We start from the raw sequence: 17337 nt of genomic DNA, 5'->3' as shown, positions 1-17337 counted from the left end.
ATCGCTCAGAGCAGCAGGACTCTTCAATCTTAGGAAACGTATCGTGCCTCATTTCTCCGTGGCCGCTGACGCGGGCATCGGCTACGGCTGTCGGGAGCTGACCCAGTACACCGAGTTCCGAGAGGCCGCGGCGCTGTACGCCAGGGTGTTCGCCTACACCGAGAGCGAGTACGCGCTGAACGCCAACCTGCTCACCGCGCTCGCCCGCAACGGCGGTTCGGCGATCGGGGCCTTCGCCGACGACGGCGCGCTCATCGGATTCGCCTACGGCTTCGCCGGGTGCGACACCGACGGCACGCTGTTCCACTACTCGCAGGCGGCCGCCGTCGAGGCCGCCCAGCAGGGCCGCGGCGTCGGTCAGGCCCTCAAGCTCGCGCAGCGCGCAGTCGCCCTCCGGTGGGGGCAGCGCACCATGCGCTGGACCTTCGACCCGCTGCTGTCGCGCAACGCGCACTTCAACCTCAGCTCGCTCGGCGCCGTCGGCATCGCGTTCGAGCGCGACTACTACGCGCGCCCCGACACCGACCGGCTCGTGGTCTCGTGGGACCTCACCGCCACCCCGTCTCCGCGTGCCACGCCGCCGTCCGCCCCGGCGCTCGGGCCGGACGACTGGGGTCGCGCGGTCGCCGCACCGGACGGCACCTGGATCGCGATCCCCGTGCAGCCCGGCCGCCTGAGCCCGGCCGAGCGCGAGGCGCTGCGCCGCGACCTCGAGCGCAGCATGACCGGGGTGTTCCACCGCGGGGAGGTCCTGGTGGCGGCGACGCGCCTCGACGATCAGACGGCGGTCTACCGCGCGACACCAGGGGAGGGCCCGGCATGAGCGACCACCACCACGAGGACCGCGACCTCGTCTCACCGCGCGACCGCTTCGGCGAGCGCATCCGCACCAACCAGTCGGCCGAGAGCATCCAGGCGCGCATCATCGAGACCGAGCAGCGCACCCTCGCGCAGACGTTCGAGGAGCTCAGCCGCTCGGCGCAGGTGCCGCAGGCGGCCGCGCTCCTGCTCGGCGCCCGCCGTCGCTACGTCGCGGGCGAGGGCAAGGCCGCCGCGTACGCGCAGCTGCTCACCGCCGATCTCTCCGCCACGCTGTCCAACGTGTTCCTCGTGGACGGGCACGCACTGCAGCCGCTCACCGTGCTGACCGATGTGCGCGCCTCCGACGTGCTGATCGCGTTCTCCCTGCGGCGCTACCGCGAGGAGACCGTGCGGCTCGGACGGCTGTTCCACGAGGCGGGCGGACAGCTCGTCGTGATCACCGACAGCGAGGACGCGCCGCTGGCACCGATCGCCACGTCGCTCATCCGCGTGCGCACCGGGTCGGCGTCGTACGCCGACTCACCGACCCCGGTCGCGGCGGTCTGCCACCTGCTCAGCGCCCTGACCACGGCGAGCGCGAAGGGTGCGCGTCGCCGCCTGGCCGAGCGCGACCGGCTCGTGGCCCGCCTCGGCCTCTACGGCCCGGAGCAGCCGCGGCCGCGCAGCGAGGAGGGCGGCGCGTGAAGATCGACCGCATCCGCCTGTTCACGCTGCGCCAGCCGCTGCGGCACAGCTTCGAGACCAGCTCGCACCGCAAGTCCGGCATCGAGCACATCCTCGTCGAGGTCACCGACGCGGACGGGCGCACCGGCTGGGGGGAGATCGCGTCCCCGAGCGACCCCTACTTCGGCGCGGAGACCACGGTGACCGCGTGGGAGATCGCCACGCGGTACCTGGTCCCCGCCCTGCTCGGAGCGACCGGCGACGACCCGGCCGACCTGGAGTCGACGTGGTCGCGCGTGCGCGGACACGAGTTCGCGAAGGCGGGATTCTCCGGCGCGGTGTGGGACCTGTACGCCCGCACGCACGGCATGGCGCTCGCCGCGGCGCTCGGCGGCACCAGGGACGAGGTGGTCGCGGGGGTCTCGCTCGGCATCGAACCGTCGATCGACGAGCTCCTCGCGCAGGTCGAGCTGCAGCGCGCGGCCGGCTACCCGCGGGTCAAGCTCAAGATCGCGCCGGGGTGGGACGTGGAGCCCGTGCGGGCCGTGCGCGCCGCCCACCCCGACCTCGACCTCCACGTCGACGCCAACGGCGCCTACCCGGACGACGACGAGGCGGCCGCGGTGTTCGCGCGCCTCGACCGCGAGGGGCTCACCATGATCGAGCAGCCGTTCGGCCCCCGCGAACTGGTGGCCCACGCGGAGCTGCAGGCGCGCCTCGACACGGACGTGTGCCTGGACGAGTCGGTCGTGGCGCTCGGCGACCTGCGCGCCATGATCCGTCTGGGCGCCGGGCGCATCCTCAACATCAAGGTCTCGCGGATGGGCGGGCTCGGGGTGGCACGCGCCGCGCACGACATCGCGCTCGACGCCGGCCTCCCCGTGTGGTGCGGCGGCATGCACGAGTTCGGCGTCGGCAGGGCCGCGAACGTCGCGGTGTCGTCGTTGCCCGGCTTCCTGCTGCCCTCCGACGTGTCCGGATCGGACAAGTACTACGAGAGCGACATCATCGAGCCGCCCGTCACCGCTCAGGCGGGGCGTGTGCGGGTGCCGACCGGGCCCGGCCTCGGCCATGAGGTGCAGGTGGCGCGCATCGAGCGCGACGCCGCGCGGGTGTACGACTCCGCGGCGTCCGACGTGCGCGACACCGCCCTCACGCTCGGCTGACGGCCCCGGACCGCTGCGAGGAGTGGACCCATGCGCGCACTGCTGCTGTACCGGCTGGAGCTGTCCCCGGACACCGACCCCGCGGACGCCGTCGTCGAGGTGGACCCCGCGACCCCGATCATCCGCGCCACCGACCTGGGGGTGACCCGCGGGGACGGCGTGTTCGAGACCGCGGTCGTGCGCCACGGCGTGCCCCAGGCGCTGGAGGCGCACCTGCACCGGCTGGAACGGTCGGCTGCGCTGCTCGAGCTGCCGGCGCCGCCGCTCGACCGCTGGCGCACGGCCGTGCGCAGGGCGGCCGCCGCGGTGTCGCGACCCGGGGTGCTGCGCGACGGCGAGATCGCCTCGATCAAGTTCGCCATGACCCGCGGGGACGAGCTCGACCACGCGGGACCCACCGGCTGGGTGCTCGGCTTCGCGGGCGCCGACCCCTCGACCGTGCGCGCCGCGGGGGTCACCGCGGTGGTGCTCGACCGCGGGTACCGGCACGACGTGATGCACACGGCGCCCTGGCTGCTGCAGGGCGCGAAGTCGCTCGCCTACGCGGTCAACCAGGCGGCGCTGCGGGAGGCGGCACGCCGCGGTGCGGACGACGTGGTGTTCGTCAGCGCAGACGGGTTCGTGCTGGAGGGGCCGCGGTCGACGCTGATCGCCCGCATCGACGACACCCTGGTCACCCCGCCGCCGGAGTTCGGCGTGCTGCCGGGCACCACCCAGGGGGATGTGTTCGCGGGGCTCGCCGACCGCCGCACCGCGATCGTGCCCGTGACGCGGGAGGATCTGCGGCGGGCGGATGCCCTGTGGCTGTGCTCCAGCACGCGCGGTGCAGTGCCGGTGCGCGCCCTCGACGGCGCGGCCCTGGCGATCGACCATGAGCTCACCGCGCGGATGAACGCGGTGCTGGATGCACGGGAGGACTGACATGACCGGCGACGGACGGACTCCGGACGGGGTGTTCGACGGGCACAACGACCTGGCCTGGGCGAGCAGGACGCTGCTCGGGTACCGGGTGGACGAGCTGGCCGGGCCGGTCGCGGCCACTCAGACCGACCTTCCGCGGCTGGATGCCGGGGGCGTGGCGGCCCAGTTCTGGTCGGTGTGGGTCGACCCGGTGCTGGAGGGTGCGGAGCAGGTGGTGGCGACGCTGGAGCAGATCGACTTCGTGCACCGGCTGGTGGACGCCCACCCCGATCGGCTCGCCTTCGCCCGGACCGCGGCGGACGTCAGGGCGGCGATGGCCGACGGGCGCATCGCCTCGCTGATCGGCATCGAGGGCGGCGACCAGCTCGGCGGCTCGCTCGCGGTGCTGCGACAGTGCGCGCGGCTCGGTGCGCGCTACCTGACTCTGACGTGGTCGCGCACGATCGCCTGGGCGGATTCCGCGACCGACGAGGCGCGTCACGGTGGACTGACGGAGTTCGGGCGGGAGGTCGTGCGCGAGCTGAACCGCATCGGCGTGCTGGTCGACCTGTCCCACGTGGCGCCGAGCACGATGCGCGACGCGCTCGCGATCACCACGCGGCCCGTGATCGTGAGCCACTCCGGAGCGCTCGCGCTGTGCGACCACCCGCGCAACGTGCCGGACGACGTGCTCGCGGCCATCGGTGCGCAGGGCGGCGTGGTGATGGTGCCGTTTGTGCCGACGTTCCTGTCGCAGGCCAGACGCGACTGGTGGGAGGCGGGCGGTGCGGGCGAGGCCCCGGCGGTCGGGGTGAGCGACGCGGCCGATCACCTCGACCACGTCCGGCGCGTCGCGGGTGCGCACGCGGTCGGTATCGGCGCCGACTACGACGGTTCCGATGCGATGCCCGACGGTCTCGGCGACGTCTCGTGCTACCCGGCTCTGTTCGCCGAGCTCCGGCGACGCGGCTGGTCGGAGGAGGACCTGGCCGCGGCCGCCCACGAGAACGTGCTGCGCGTGCTCGCCGCCTCCGACCCCGACCACGAGGCGTTCCTCGCCGGCCGCGCGGGGTCTCCGGCCCCCGCGGCGCTGGTGCCCGCGGTCGACACCACCGCGCGAGAGGGGGCGGAATGAGCGCCCGTGTGCTCGTGGTCGTGAACTCCGCCAGCTCGGGCCCGCGACGTCTGGGTGCGTGGCTCACGGAGCGCGGCCTCGACGTCCACCCGGTCGTGGGAGCGCAGGAGCCGCTGCCGACCTCGCTCGACGGCTACGGGGGGCTCGTGCTCCTCGGCGGGGGACTCATGCCCGACGACGACGACCGCGCGCCGTGGCTGGGGGCCGAGCGCGCGCTCGCCGCCGAGGCGATCGCCCGCGACCTCCCGACACTCGGCATCTGCCTCGGCGGTCAGCTGCTCGCGCACGTGGCGGGGGGCGAGGTGCGGGCCAAGACCGGGCCGGTCGAACGCGGGGCCACGCCCATCCAGCCCACGGACGCGGGGCGCGAGGACGCGGTGTTCGCCGCCCTCGGTGACGAGGCCCCCATGATCGAGAACCATCAGGACATGATCGCGGCTCTCCCGCCCGCGGCCGTGCTGATGGCCTCCAGCGCGGCGGTGGAGAACCAGGCCTTCCGGCTGGGCGCGCACGTGCGCGGCGTGCAGTTCCACCCCGAGGCGTCCGCCGCCGACCTGGAGCGCTGGGACGACGCGGCGCTGCGTGGCGAGGGACGGTCGCTGCCGGCCCTGATCGCGGAGGCCGAACGCGTGCACGACCACAACACCGCCGCGAGCCGCGCGCTCATCGAGGCCTTCGCCGACGAGGTGCTCGCCGGGGTCTCGGCATGACGTCCCCTGGGCCCCGCGGGCCGGCGGAGGCGACGGACGAGGGCGTCCTCCGGCTCGGGCTGGACGACGGCGCGCGGCGCGGGGCCCCCGCGGCCGTCGCGGCGGTGTGCGACCGGGGCACGGTGCGGGCGGTCGCGGTGCACGGACACCCGCACGGCGACGGGCGCCCGACCACACGCGACACCGTGTTCCGCATCGCCTCGATGTCGAAGAGCTTCCTCGCCGCGACGGTCCTGGTGCTGCGCGACCGCGGACTGCTCGACCTGCACGCGCCGATCACCACGTCGGTACCGGGCGTGCGACTGCTCCACGACGGCCGGGAGTGCACGGTGACGGGGGAGCAGCTGCTGTCGAACCGCTCGGGGCTGGGAGAGGACAACGCCTGGGTCGACCGTCACCTCGGCGCCGGCCGGGAGGAGCTCGCGGCGCTGTTCGCGTCGGGGCTGCCGCTCGCCGCGGTCCCCGGCACCGTGTATCAGTACTCCAACCTCGGGCAGTCGCTGCTCGGGCGGGCGGTCGAGGCCGTGACCGGGAGAGCGGTGGAGGACGTGGTGCGCGAGGTGCTCCTGGAGCCGCTCGGGCTGCACCGCACCGCGCACACCCCCGACGCGTTCCCCGACGACGAGCGGGCGCACGGTTTCCGCACGTTCGACGGCGGGGAGACCTTCCGCCCCGAGCCGTTCGTGGGGGCGGGGGCGCTCGGGTGCATCGGCAGCATGGTCAGCACGGTGGACGACATCGCGACGTGGATGTGGTTCCTCGGCTCGGCGTTCACGGATGAGCCCGTGGCGCCGGAGGTGCTCTCACCCGCGTCACGCAGGGAGCTGCAGCAGCCGCGCACGCCCATCCCCGGGCCGCCAGGGGCGTTCCCCGGACACGAGCTCGCCGCCGCCGGCTACGGCTACGGGCTGGTCGTCGAGGAGGATCGACGGTTCGGGCGGATCGTGCAGCATTCGGGCGGGCTGCCCGGGTTCTCGTCGCACATGCGGTGGCACGCCGCGACCGGGCTCGGCGTGGTCGCCTTCGGCAACTCGGATGACTTCGCGGCGCGGCGCGTGGCCGGCGTCGCACTGGACGAGCTCCTCGCGGGCACGGGGGCGCCGTCGGCCGTGGTGCGACCGTGGCGGGAGACCGTGGCGGCGGCGCAGGCCATCGATGCGGCGATCCGTGAGGGCCGGTCCGCCTCCGCGTATCCCGTCCTCGCGGATCACGTGCTGGCCGACGTGCCCGCGGATGTGCGGGATGCGCGGCTGGGCGCCCAGCTCGAGGAGATCGGCGGACTCGTGCCGGAGCAGGCGCCGTTCGCGGAGCGTGTGGTCGCCGCCGGGAGCGAGGCCGAGCTGCGCTGGCGGATCGCGGGAGTGCGGGCCGATCTGCGCGTCGAGGTGCGGATGATCGGGCTGCCCGAGCCGCGGATACAGGGGCTGTCGGTCGTGGTCGTGCCGACGGGCGAGTCGCGCGCCGAGGGGGAGCAGCCGGGCCCGGCCGACCGCCACCGCCTCGTGCTCCCCGCGCTCTGACCTCCGGCGCACGAGGGCCGCGGTCACACATCGACCCCGTCCAAAAATCGGTTCTAGGATGGATCCATCCCACCCGATCGTTCTGAGGACCGTCATGCCCGCCACCCCCGTGCGTCGTCTCCTGCCCGCCGCCGCGCTCGCCGCCGTCACCGCCCTGGTGCTCGCCGCGTGCGCCGGTCCCTCCACCGATGCCGACGGGGAGGTGGGCGATGAGCTCGTCTGGTCGATCGAGGGCGCGAACCTCTCCGCAGGGCACATGGATCCGCAGGTCAGCCAGCTCGACGTCTCCGGCATGGTGCAGCGCGCCGTGCTCGACTCGCTCGTGTTCCAGGAGGAGGACGGCAGCTTCAGCCCGTGGCTGGCGACGGAGTGGGAGGTGTCGGACGACAGCACCGAGTACACCTTCACGCTTCGCGACGACGTGACCTTCACCGACGGCGAGCCGTTCGACGCCGAGGCCGTGAAGGCGAACTTCGACCGCATCGTCGACCCGAAGACCAAGTCCGCGCAGGCGGCCAGCATGATGGGCGCCGACTTCTACGAGGGCACGGAGGTCGTCGACGAGCACACCGTGAAGGTCACGTTCACGCAGCCGTACGCCCCGTTCCTGCAGGCCGCCAGCACGCCGCAGCTCGGCTTCTACTCGCCCGCGGTGCTGAAGGAGTCCGCGGCGAAGCTGAAGGCCGGGGGCCCGGGCGTCACCGTGGGCACCGGTCCCTTCGAGCTCACCGAGTACACGCCCGATCAGGAGCTCGTGTACACGCGCAACGACGACTACGCCTGGGGGCCGCACGGGGAGAAGGCGCCGTCGTTCCAGACGCTGCGCGTGGAGATCCAGCCCGAGGCCGCCGTGCGCAGCGGCGTCGTGCGCAGCAGCGAGGCCGACCTCGCCAGCGACATCCCGCCGAACCTGGTCGAGGAGCTCGGCGACGGTGTCACGGTCGACTCGGTCGAGTACCCCGGCCTGCCCTACTCGCTGTACCTGAACGAGAAGTACGGCGTGTTCGCCGACGAGAAGGTGCGCCAGGCGTTCGCGCGGGGCATCGACATCGACGCCGCCGTGGAGGAGATCTACTTCGGCCAGTTCCCGCGGGCGTGGAGCATCCTCGGCTCGACGACGCCCGGGTACGACGCGGCGCTGGAGGGCACGTGGCCGTACGACCAGGACGCCGCGAACGCGCTCCTCGACGAGGCCGGGTGGACCGAGCGCGACGCCGACGGCATCCGCATGAAGGACGGCGCGCGCCTCTCGGTGCGCTGGATCGCGTGGACCCCGGTGCCCGACGACCAGGCCGCGCTCGCGAACGCCATCCAGTCCGACCTCAAGGCGATCGGCTTCGAGGTGCAGCGCGAGGTGCTGGAGCCGGGCGCCTACAACGCGCAGTACGAGCCGAAGACGTTCGACCTCACGGACTGGGGCTTCTCGGGCGTGGACGCCGACTTCCTGCGCAACCACCTGCACAGCGAGGGCTTCCAGAACGCCTCGCAGGTCACCGACCCCCAGATCGACGCGCTGCTGGAGCAGGCGGTCTCCTCGAGCGACCAGGACACCCGCAACGCCCTGTACGCGCAGCTGCAGGAGTGGAACGCCACGTACACCGCGATCGTGCCGCTCTACAGCCCGTCCGCGATCACGGCGGTCGGCGAGCGCGTGAACGGCCTGCAGTACGACCTGTACGGCCGGCCGCTGTTCTACGATGTGACCCTCGGCTGAGTCCGCTCAGCCGCCGGGACGAGGGAAGCAGGACGCAACGGTGAAGGCTGCCCTGCCGCGGATCGCCGGCCTCCTCGCGACCGTGGTGGTGGTGCTGTGGGGCGCCGCCACCCTCGCGTTCCTCGCCTTCCGGCTCATCCCCGGCGACCCGGTCTCGGTGATGCTCGGCCCGCAGGCGCAGGTGAGCGATGAGGTGAAGGACGGCATCCGCGCCGAGCTCGGGCTCGACCGGCCCGTCCTGGAGCAGTACGCGTCGTTCATCGGGCAGCTCGCCCGGGGCGACCTGGGCGAGTCGTATCAGCTGCGGCTGCCGGTGACCGAGGTGATCGGCCGTCAGCTCGGGGCGACCCTGCAGCTGTCCGCGCTGGCCCTGGCGATCGCCGTGGTGCTCGCACTCGCCGTGACCGTGCTGGTGCGCGGACGGACGGCGCGCGCGGTGGCCGCGGCGGTCGAGCTGGTCGTGCTGTCCTCGCCGGTGTTCTGGATCGGGCTCGTGCTGCTGAGCGTCTTCGCGTTCGGTCTGGGGTGGTTCCCGGTGTCGGGCGCCCGCAACCCTGCGACCCTCGTGCTCCCCGCGGTCACGCTCGCGCTGCCGGTGGCGGCCCTGCTGAGCCAGGTGCTGCGCGACGCGCTCGTGCAGGCCGAGCGGATGCCGTTCGCCGAGACGGTCCGCGCGCGGGGGGCGAGCCCGTCGTGGTTCACGCTGCGGCACGGACTCCGTCACGGTGCGGCCTCGGGCATCACGCTGGCCGCCTACCTCACGGGCTCGGTGCTGGGCGGCGCGGTGCTGGTGGAGACGGTGTTCGCGCGGCCGGGGCTGGGGCGCGTGACCCTCGCGGCGATCAGCGACCGCGACCTCCCCGTCATCACCGGCATCATCCTGCTGAGCGCCGTCGTGTTCGTGGCGGTGAACCTCGTGGTCGAGCTCGTGCATCCGCTGATCGACCCCCGGGTGCGGGCCGCAGCGGCCGGAGGCGCCCGATGAGCCGCGGTCAGCGGGCGGCGCTGTGGTCGGCGGTCGCGGTGCTCGCGGTGATCGCGGTCGCGGCGGTGTGGCCCGACCTCCTCGCCCCGCAGGACCCGCTGCAGACCGACGTGCGTTCGGCCCTGCTGCCGCCCAGCCCCGAGCACCTGTTCGGCACCGACCAGAGCGGACGCGACGTGTACGCGCGCGTGGTGCACGGGGCCGGGCGGTCGCTGGGCATCGGGCTCCTCGCGACCGGGATCGCGGTCGTCGTCGGGCTGCTCGTCGGCGCGGTGGCGGGGATGGCGCCGCGGGGCGTGGACCTCACCGTGATGCGGGTCAACGACGTGCTGATGGCGTTCCCCGAGTTCCTGGTGGCGCTCGTGGTGGTCGCGGTGCTGGGCCCGGGACCGGTGAACATCGCGATGGCGGTGACCCTGGCTGCGGTGCCGGTGTACGTGCGCCTGGCCCGGGTGCAGACCAGGACGCTGCGCGTGGCCGAGCACGTGGAGGCCGCGCGCATCCTCGGGGTGCCGCCGCTGCGGGCCTTCACCCGGCACGTCGCCCCCGGGGTGCTGGGCTCGCTCAGCGTGCTCGCGACGATCGGCATCGGATCCAGCATCCTCGCCGCCGCCGGGCTCAGCTTCCTCGGCCTCGGGCCGTCCGAGCCGACCCCGGAGTGGGGGCTTATGCTCGCCGGAGGCCGGAACGTGCTCGGACAGGCGTGGTGGATCTCGGTCTTCCCCGGCATCGCGATCACGCTCTCGGTCGTGTGCGCGACGGTCGTCGGACGGATCCTGCGGGCCAGGGCGGACGGGAGGACGGCATGAGGGCGCTCGAGCTGCGGGGTCTGCGGATCGCGTTCGACGGCACGGCGGTCGTGGACGGCGTCTCCCTGTCGGTCGAGCGCGGCGAGTGCGTCGCGATCGTGGGGGAGTCCGGTGCGGGCAAGACCCTCACCGCCCGCGCTCTGCTCGGGCTCACGCCGCGTGCGGCGACCGTGACCGCGGAGGGGCTCGTGATCGACGGGACGGATGCCGCCGCCCTCGGCGAGCGCGCCTGGCGGCGGCTCCGCGGCGCGCGGATCGGCCTGGTGTCGCAGGACGCGCTGGTCTCGCTCGACCCCCTGCGCCGCATCGGGGCGGAGGTCGCCGAGCCCCTGCGTCTGCACCGCCTCGCGCGCGGCCGGGGCGCCGTGTCGCAGCGGGTGCAGGAGCTGCTGCGGCGCGTGTGGCTGCCCGAGCCGGAGCGCCGCACCCGTCAGTACCCGCACGAGCTCTCCGGGGGACTCCGCCAGCGCGCGCTGATCGCCTCGGCGCTCGCGGCGTCCCCGGCGGTGCTGGTCGCGGATGAGCCGACGACGGCGCTGGACGCGACGGTGCAGGCGCGCATCCTCGACCTGCTGCGGGAGATCGCCGACAGCGGGACAGCGGTGCTGTTCATCAGCCACGACGTCGCGGCCGTGCGCCGGCTGGCCGACCGGGTGCTGGTGATGAAGGACGGCGTCGTGGTGGAGTCGGGTCCGGTCGCGGAGGTGCTGGAGCGTCCGCAGCACGAGTACACCCGGGAGCTCATCGCCGCGACCCTGCACGAGCCGCGCGACGCTCCCGCCGGCGAGGCGGCCCCGATCCTCGTGGCCGAGGGCGTGGCGAAGTCGTTCGGCGCCACGGCCGCCGTGGTCGGCGCGTCGTTCACGGTGCCGGAGGGGCGCACGCTCGGGATCGTGGGGGAGTCCGGGTCGGGCAAGACCACGCTCGCGCGGCTCCTGGTCGGCGTCGAGAAGGCGGACACCGGGTCGCTCGCCTGGCAGGGATCGCCGCGGGTGCAGCTCGTGCACCAGAACCCGCTCGGCGCGTTCGACCCGAGGTGGACGATCGGGCGGTCGCTGCGCGAGGCCCTGGAGGCCGGCGGGGTGCCCCGGTCCGAGCGCCGTGCACGGGTCGCGGGGCTGCTCGCCGAGGTCGGCCTCGCCCCGGAGCTGGCCGCCCGGCGCCCGCTTGCCCTCTCCGGCGGACAGCGCCAGCGCGCGGCCATCGCCCGGGCGCTCGCCGCCGACCCCGAGGTGCTGGTGCTCGACGAGCCGGTGTCCGCGCTCGACCCCTCGGTGCGCGAGCGCGTGCTGCGGCTGCTGGCGCGGCTGCAGCGGGAGCGACGGCTGACGATGGTCCTGGTCTCGCACGACCTCGACGTGGTGGGCGCGGTCGCCGACGAGGTGCTGGTCATGCAGGACGGGCGCATCGTCGAGCAGGGCACGACGGCCGAGGTGTTCGCCGCGCCGCGACACCCGTTCACGCGCGAGCTCCTGGCCGCGGCCGGTACCGCGCACCCCTGACCCGATGCCGTGGTCCCGGGGTGCCGCATCCGCGTACACTGGGAGCACGAGCATCGATCCGGCCATCACCGGGGAGCTCTCGGAAGAACGGTCCCGGCCCCGCGCCGTGGCTCAGTAGAACCGAGCGGGGCAGGCCCGTCACAGCCGCAGTGAGAGTGGTCGCGTCGCACGGCGCGGCACGCGAGGTGGTACCGCGGTCCGCGAGGGTCGTCCTCGCAGCAGCATCCGCCACGACGACCACTGCGAGACACGATGACCTACCCGCGCTCCTCCTTCGGACCCGCCGCCGACCAGGCCGCCACTGTGGCGCCGAGCCCCCGCTTCCCGCAGATCGAGGAGGAGGTGCTCGACTTCTGGAAGACCGACGACACCTTCCGCACCTCCATCGCGCAGCGCGAGGGCGCCCCCGAGTGGGTGTTCTACGACGGCCCTCCCTTCGCCAACGGGCTGCCCCACTACGGCCACCTCCTGACCGGCTACGCGAAGGACGTGTTCCCGCGCTTCCAGACCATGATCGGCAAGAAGGTCGACCGCGTCTTCGGATGGGACACGCACGGTCTTCCCGCCGAGCTCGAGGCGATGAAGCAGCTCGGTATCACGGAGAAGCGCGAGATCGAGGAGATGGGCATCGACGTCTTCAACGAGAAGGCGCGCTCGTCCGTCCTGAAGTACACGCACGAGTGGCAGGACTACGTCACCCGCCAGGCGCGCTGGGTCGACTTCGAGCGCGGCTACAAGACGCTCGACCTCGGCTACATGGAGAGCGTGCTGTGGGCCTTCAAGACCCTGTACGACAAGGGACTCGCCTACGAGGGCTATCGCGTGCTGCCGTACTGCTGGCGCGACGAGACCCCGCTCTCCGCGCACGAGCTGCGCATGGACGACGACGTGTACCAGATGCGCCAGGACCCGTCGGTGACCGTGACCTTCCCGCTCACCGGCGCCAAGGCCGAGGCGCTCGGGCTCACCGGCGTGCGCGCGCTCGCCTGGACGACCACTCCGTGGACGCTGCCGACCAACCTCGCGCTCGCCGTGGGGCCCGACATCGAATACGTCGTGCTCCCCGCGGGGCCTGCGGGCGCGGCCGACGTGCACCAGGGGCGCGGCGCGCCCTCGGCCGACCTGGTCGCCGTCGAGTCGTCGGCGCACCGCTACCTGCTCGCGAAGGACCTGCTGGGCGGCTATGCCAAGGACCTCGGGTACGAGAGCGCGGAGGAGGCGGCGGCCGCGGTCGACGCGACGCTGCGCGGTGCGGAGCTGGCCGACATCACGTACGACCGGCTGTTCGACTACTACGCCGACGAGGAGACCTACGGCACCCAGCACGCCTGGCGCATCCTCGTCGACGACTACGTCACCACGACCGACGGCACCGGCATCGTCCACCAGGCGCCCGCCTACGGTGAGGACGACCAGCGCGTGGCGGGGGCCGCGGGCATCCCGACGATCCTGTCGCTCGACGACGGCGGCCGCTTCCTGCCGAACGTGACCGATGTCGCGGGCGAGCTGTGGATGGACGCCAACAGCCCTCTCGTGCGGATCATCCGCGACAACGGGCGTCTGGTGCGCCTGCAGAGCTACGAGCACTCGTACCCGCACTGCTGGCGGTGCCGGAACCCCCTGATCTACAAGGCCGTGTCGAGCTGGTTCGTCCGCGTCACCGACATCAAGGACGACATGCTCGCGAACAACGAGCAGATCACCTGGGTGCCGGAGAACGTCAAGCACGGACAGTTCGGCAAGTGGCTCGAGGGCGCGCGCGACTGGTCCATCAGCCGCAACCGCTACTGGGGCTCGCCGATCCCGATCTGGAAGAGCGACGACCCCGAGTACCCGCGCGTCGACGCGTACGGGTCGCTGGAGGAGCTGGAGCGCGACTTCGGCACGCTGCCGCGCAACCCGGAGGGCGAGGTCGACCTGCACCGGCCGTACATCGACCACCTGACGCGCCCGAACCCCGACGACCCGACGGGCAAGAGCACGATGCGCCGCATCGAGGACGTGTTCGACGTGTGGTTCGACTCCGGCTCGATGCCGTACGCGCAGGTGCACTACCCGTTCGAGAACCAGGAGTGGTTCGACTCGCACTCCCCGGCGGACTTCATCGTGGAGTACATCGGCCAGACCCGTGGCTGGTTCTACGTCATGCACGTGCTGTCGACCGCGCTGTTCGACCGCCCGGCGTTCACGGGCGTCAGCTGCCACGGCATCGTGCTCGGGAGCGACGGCTACAAGATGTCGAAGTCGCTGCGCAACTACCCCGACGTGTCCGAGGTGCTCGACCGCGACGGCTCCGACGCCATGCGCTGGTTCCTCATGTCGAGCGCCGTGCTGCGCGGCGGCAACCTGATCGTCACCGAGGAGGGCATCCGCTCCGGCGTGCGGGAGTTCCTGCTGCCGCTGTGGAACTCGTGGTACTTCTTCGCCACCTACGCCAACGCCTCGGGCGACGGCGGGTACGAGGCGTCGTGGTCCACCTCCTCCACCGACGTGCTCGACCGCTACATCCTGGCGCGCCTGGGCGATCTGGTGCGCGAGGTGCGGGCCGACCTGGAGGGCCTCGACTCGACCACCGCGTCGGCCCGGCTGCGCGACTTCGCCGAGGTCCTGACCAACTGGTACATCCGCCGGTCGCGCGACCGGTTCTGGGTGGGCGTCACCGACGACCCGCAGAGCCGCGAGGCGTTCGACACGCTCTACACCGTGCTGGAGACGCTGTGCCGCGTGGCCGCCCCGCTCGTGCCGCTGGTCAGCGAGCGCGTGTGGCAGGGCCTCACCGGCGGCCGCAGCGTGCACCTGCAGGACTGGCCGGACGCCGGGCAGTTCCCGGCGGCCGACGAGATCCGCGACGCGATGGACGCCGTGCGCGAGCTGTCGAGCGTGGGCAACGCGCTGCGCAAGAAGGAGAAGCTGCGCGTGCGGCTGCCGCTCGCGCGCCTCACCGTCGTGTCGCCGCTGGCGGGCGACCTCGGGCAGTTCGAGGACATCCTCCGCGAGGAGCTGAACGTGAAGTCCGTCGAGCTCGTGTCCCTCACGGAGGACGCCGCGGCGGAGTACGGCATCAGCCACCGGCTGAGCGTGAACGCGCGGGCGGCCGGTCCGCGACTGGGCAAGGACGTGCAGAAGGCGATCCAGGCCGCGCGCTCGGGCGACTGGTCGGAGAGCGACGGCGTCGTCACCGCCGGCGGCATCGCGCTGGAGCCGGCGGAGTACGAGCTCGTGCTGGAGACGACGGGCCGGCCCGAGGGCGAGGCCCTGGCGATCGTGCCGTCGGGCGGCTTCGTGCTGCTCGACACCCGCACCACGCCGGAGCTGGAGGCCGAGGGGCTCGCGCGCGACGCGATCCGCGTGGTGCAGGAGGCGCGCAAGAACGCAGGGCTCGACGTGAGCGACCGCATCGTGCTGGCGCTGAATGCGGCGCCCGCGGAGGCTCCGGCGCTGGAGGCGCACGCCGAGCTGATCGCCGCGGAGACCCTCGCCGTCGCGTTCGCGGTGCAGTCCACGGACGAGCTCGACCGTCTCGTCGACGAGGTCACGAGCCCCGGCGACGGCGTGCACCGCAGTGGGGCGAAGGCCCTCGGGGCGGGCAAGGCGCCCCTGATCGTCACGATCGACACGAACCTGGAGAGGGTGGGCGCATGAGCGCGAGGGACAGGGCGGACGCCGTCTACGAGACCCTGCTGAGCCGTGCGGGGGAGCGGTGGGTGCAGCCGCGCAAGGAGCGCACGGCCCGCGTGCTCCAGTACCTGGACGACCCGCAGCGCACGTACCGCGTGATCCACATCACCGGGACGAACGGCAAGACCTCGACCGCACGGATGATCGAGAGCCTGCTGCGCGCGCACGACCTGCGCACGGGCCTGTTCACGAGCCCGCACCTGGAGCGCTTCACGGAGCGCATCATGATCGACGGCGAGCCGATCGCCGATGAGGCCGTGGCCGACGCCTGGGACGAGATCGAGCCGTTCGTCGCGATCGTCGACGCCGAGCTGGAGGCCGAGGGCGAGGAACCCCTCACGTTCTTCGAGCTGCTGACGGTGCTGGCCTTCGTCGCGGTCGCCGACGCCCCGGTCGACGTGCTGGTGCTCGAGGTGGGCATGGGCGGCGAGTGGGATTCCACGAACACGGCGGACGGCGACGTGGCGGTGTTCGCGCCGATCGACATCGACCACGCCGACCGCCTGGGCGACACGATCGCGAAGATCGCGGAGGTCAAGGCCGGCATCATCAAGGAGGGCGCAGCGGTCGTCTCGGCGCAGCAGCCCGCGGAGGCCGCCGAGGTGCTGCGTCGCATGGCCGCCGAACGGCACGCGACCATCGCCTTCGAGGGCGAGGACTTCGGTCTCGCAGAGCAGAAGCTCGCGGTCGGCGGGCAGCTGCTCACGATCCGCGGCCTGGTCGGGCAGTACGCCGAGGAGTACCTGCCGCTGTACGGTGCGCACCAGGGACACAACGCCGCCCTCGCGGTCGCGGCGGTGGAGTCGTTGATCGGCGGTGCCTCGCAGGCCATCGCGGGCGGCATCATCTCGGACGGCCTGCAGGGGAGCACCTCGCCGGGGCGGCTGCAGCTGCTCGGCATCGCGCCGACGGTGATCGTCGACGGCGCGCACAACCCGCACGGCGCCGCCGCGCTCGCTCAGGCCCTCGACGACAGCTTCGACTTCGACGAGTGGGGTCTGGTGCTGGGGATCCTGGCCGACAAGGACGCGGCGGGCATCGTGGCGACTCTCGCGCCGGCCGCGGCGCACGTGTTCGCGACCGCGCCCGAGTCGGATCGTGCGAGCGACGCCGACATGATCGCCGACCTCGTCGAGCAGTCGGGCCGCCGGGCGACCGTCCACCCGTCTCTGGCCGACGCCGCCGATGCGGCGCGCGAGTGGGCGGCCGCCTCCGACCGCCGCGCGGTGATCATCGCCGGATCGGTCGTGCTCGCGGGGGAGGCCATCGCGCTCTCGGAGGACGAGGACTGGAAGGCGGGGTGGCGCGCATGAGTGCCGGCGCCGCGTCCTCCCGCCCCGCGCGCCGGCCCCGTCCGCCGCGCACACTGGTGCAGAAGCTCGCCCCGATCGTGCTCGGCTTCGAGGCGATCGTGGTGTTCCTCGTGGGTCTGACGCTGTTCGGCCTCAAGGCGCTGCCGGCGGGCATCGAGCAGTGGTGGGGCATCGTCGGCGGTGCCGTGCTGGCCCTCGCGTGCATCGTGATCGCGGGACTCATCACGAAGCCGGGGGCGATCGCCGCCGGCTGGATCGTGCAGATCATCGTGGCCCTGGCGGCGATCGCCGTGCCGGCGGTGCTGCTCGTCGTGCTGATTTTCGGCGGCATGTGGGCGTATGCGACCATCATGGGGGCTCGGCTCGACGCACGACGTCCCGCTCAGCCCTCGACCGAGACTCAGACAGAGAGTGAATGAC

General features: G+C 73.1%; 14 protein-coding genes. All 14 read left to right on the top strand.

All coding sequences use genetic code 11. The features are described from left to right. Positions 1 to 43: 43 nt before the first annotated feature. The 14 genes from ACFV3I_RS12020 to ACFV3I_RS11955 all read left to right on the top strand — a co-directional run bounded on the left by ACFV3I_RS12020 (position 44) and on the right by ACFV3I_RS11955 (position 17336). A complete protein-coding gene (locus ACFV3I_RS12020) occupies positions 44 to 823 on the top strand; it encodes a hypothetical protein (protein ID WP_378822909.1) in 780 nt (259 codons plus the stop codon). After that, positions 820 to 1506 carry a MurR/RpiR family transcriptional regulator gene (locus tag ACFV3I_RS12015; RefSeq protein ID WP_136030929.1) on the top strand — a complete coding sequence of 229 codons (687 nt, stop codon included), beginning with the start codon at positions 820 to 822 and terminating at the stop codon, positions 1504 to 1506. Before ACFV3I_RS12020 ends, ACFV3I_RS12015 begins: the two co-directional genes overlap by 4 nt. Next, entirely contained in the window at positions 1503 to 2651 is a 1149-nt protein-coding gene (menC, locus tag ACFV3I_RS12010) for an o-succinylbenzoate synthase (RefSeq protein WP_378822907.1), read from the top strand. Before ACFV3I_RS12015 ends, menC begins: the two co-directional genes overlap by 4 nt. A gap of 30 nt (positions 2652 to 2681) precedes the next feature. Then, positions 2682 to 3572, top strand: a complete 891-nt coding sequence (locus tag ACFV3I_RS12005; protein WP_378822905.1) for an aminotransferase class IV — start codon at positions 2682 to 2684, stop codon at positions 3570 to 3572. 1 nt (position 3573) lies between these two features. Continuing rightward, a complete protein-coding gene (locus ACFV3I_RS12000) occupies positions 3574 to 4686 on the top strand; it encodes a dipeptidase (protein WP_378822903.1) in 1113 nt (370 codons plus the stop codon). Further along, complete coding sequence (locus ACFV3I_RS11995) at positions 4683 to 5396, top strand: type 1 glutamine amidotransferase (RefSeq protein WP_378822901.1); 714 nt, start codon at positions 4683 to 4685, stop codon at positions 5394 to 5396. The genes ACFV3I_RS12000 and ACFV3I_RS11995 overlap by 4 nt, the downstream gene beginning before the upstream one ends. Continuing rightward, the gene (locus ACFV3I_RS11990) at positions 5393 to 6916 is read left to right on the top strand and encodes a serine hydrolase domain-containing protein (RefSeq protein ID WP_378822899.1); all 1524 of its coding nucleotides are present in this window, start codon (positions 5393 to 5395) and stop codon (positions 6914 to 6916) included. The genes ACFV3I_RS11995 and ACFV3I_RS11990 overlap by 4 nt, the downstream gene beginning before the upstream one ends. Positions 6917 to 7010: 94 nt before the next feature. Then, positions 7011 to 8630 carry an ABC transporter substrate-binding protein gene (locus ACFV3I_RS11985; protein ID WP_136036477.1) on the top strand — a complete coding sequence of 540 codons (1620 nt, stop codon included), beginning with the start codon at positions 7011 to 7013 and terminating at the stop codon, positions 8628 to 8630. A 40-nt stretch (positions 8631 to 8670) separates the two neighbouring features. Continuing rightward, positions 8671 to 9615, top strand: a complete 945-nt coding sequence (locus ACFV3I_RS11980) for an ABC transporter permease (protein WP_136030942.1) — start codon at positions 8671 to 8673, stop codon at positions 9613 to 9615. After that, positions 9612 to 10424: an ABC transporter permease gene (locus ACFV3I_RS11975; protein WP_378822897.1), complete on the top strand. Its 813-nt coding sequence runs from the start codon at positions 9612 to 9614 to the stop codon at positions 10422 to 10424. The genes ACFV3I_RS11980 and ACFV3I_RS11975 overlap by 4 nt, the downstream gene beginning before the upstream one ends. Further along, entirely contained in the window at positions 10421 to 11926 is a 1506-nt protein-coding gene (locus ACFV3I_RS11970) for a dipeptide ABC transporter ATP-binding protein (protein ID WP_378822895.1), read from the top strand. Before ACFV3I_RS11975 ends, ACFV3I_RS11970 begins: the two co-directional genes overlap by 4 nt. A gap of 252 nt (positions 11927 to 12178) precedes the next feature. Continuing rightward, complete coding sequence (gene ileS / locus ACFV3I_RS11965; protein WP_136034039.1) at positions 12179 to 15568, top strand: isoleucine--tRNA ligase; 3390 nt, start codon at positions 12179 to 12181, stop codon at positions 15566 to 15568. After that, positions 15565 to 16917 carry a bifunctional folylpolyglutamate synthase/dihydrofolate synthase gene (locus ACFV3I_RS11960; protein WP_378822893.1) on the top strand — a complete coding sequence of 451 codons (1353 nt, stop codon included), beginning with the start codon at positions 15565 to 15567 and terminating at the stop codon, positions 16915 to 16917. Before ileS ends, ACFV3I_RS11960 begins: the two co-directional genes overlap by 4 nt. Beyond that, the gene (locus tag ACFV3I_RS11955) at positions 16914 to 17336 is read left to right on the top strand and encodes a DUF4233 domain-containing protein (RefSeq protein ID WP_240744651.1); all 423 of its coding nucleotides are present in this window, start codon (positions 16914 to 16916) and stop codon (positions 17334 to 17336) included. The genes ACFV3I_RS11960 and ACFV3I_RS11955 overlap by 4 nt, the downstream gene beginning before the upstream one ends. The last annotated feature ends 1 nt before the right edge of the window (position 17337 follow it).

The sequence above is a fragment of the Microbacterium sp. NPDC059771 genome, assembly GCF_042732495.1.
Classification (GTDB): Bacteria; Actinomycetota; Actinomycetes; order Actinomycetales; family Microbacteriaceae; genus Microbacterium; species Microbacterium sufflavum.
This window is presented reverse-complemented; position numbering and strand designations above follow the sequence as displayed.

Coding starts and splice junctions, on each gene's coding strand:
- ACFV3I_RS12005 (WP_378822905.1), top strand. CDS start 2,682: ATGCGCGCACTGCTGCTGTACCGGCTGGAGCTGTCCCCGGACACCGAC.
- ACFV3I_RS12000 (WP_378822903.1), top strand. CDS start 3,574: ATGACCGGCGACGGACGGACTCCGGACGGGGTGTTCGACGGGCACAAC.
- ACFV3I_RS11970 (WP_378822895.1), top strand. CDS start 10,421: ATGAGGGCGCTCGAGCTGCGGGGTCTGCGGATCGCGTTCGACGGCACG.
- ACFV3I_RS11990 (WP_378822899.1), top strand. CDS start 5,393: ATGACGTCCCCTGGGCCCCGCGGGCCGGCGGAGGCGACGGACGAGGGC.
- ACFV3I_RS12015 (WP_136030929.1), top strand. CDS start 820: ATGAGCGACCACCACCACGAGGACCGCGACCTCGTCTCACCGCGCGAC.
- ACFV3I_RS11995 (WP_378822901.1), top strand. CDS start 4,683: ATGAGCGCCCGTGTGCTCGTGGTCGTGAACTCCGCCAGCTCGGGCCCG.
- ACFV3I_RS11975 (WP_378822897.1), top strand. CDS start 9,612: ATGAGCCGCGGTCAGCGGGCGGCGCTGTGGTCGGCGGTCGCGGTGCTC.
- ACFV3I_RS11960 (WP_378822893.1), top strand. CDS start 15,565: ATGAGCGCGAGGGACAGGGCGGACGCCGTCTACGAGACCCTGCTGAGC.
- ACFV3I_RS11955 (WP_240744651.1), top strand. CDS start 16,914: ATGAGTGCCGGCGCCGCGTCCTCCCGCCCCGCGCGCCGGCCCCGTCCG.
- ileS (WP_136034039.1), top strand. CDS start 12,179: ATGACCTACCCGCGCTCCTCCTTCGGACCCGCCGCCGACCAGGCCGCC.
- ACFV3I_RS11985 (WP_136036477.1), top strand. CDS start 7,011: ATGCCCGCCACCCCCGTGCGTCGTCTCCTGCCCGCCGCCGCGCTCGCC.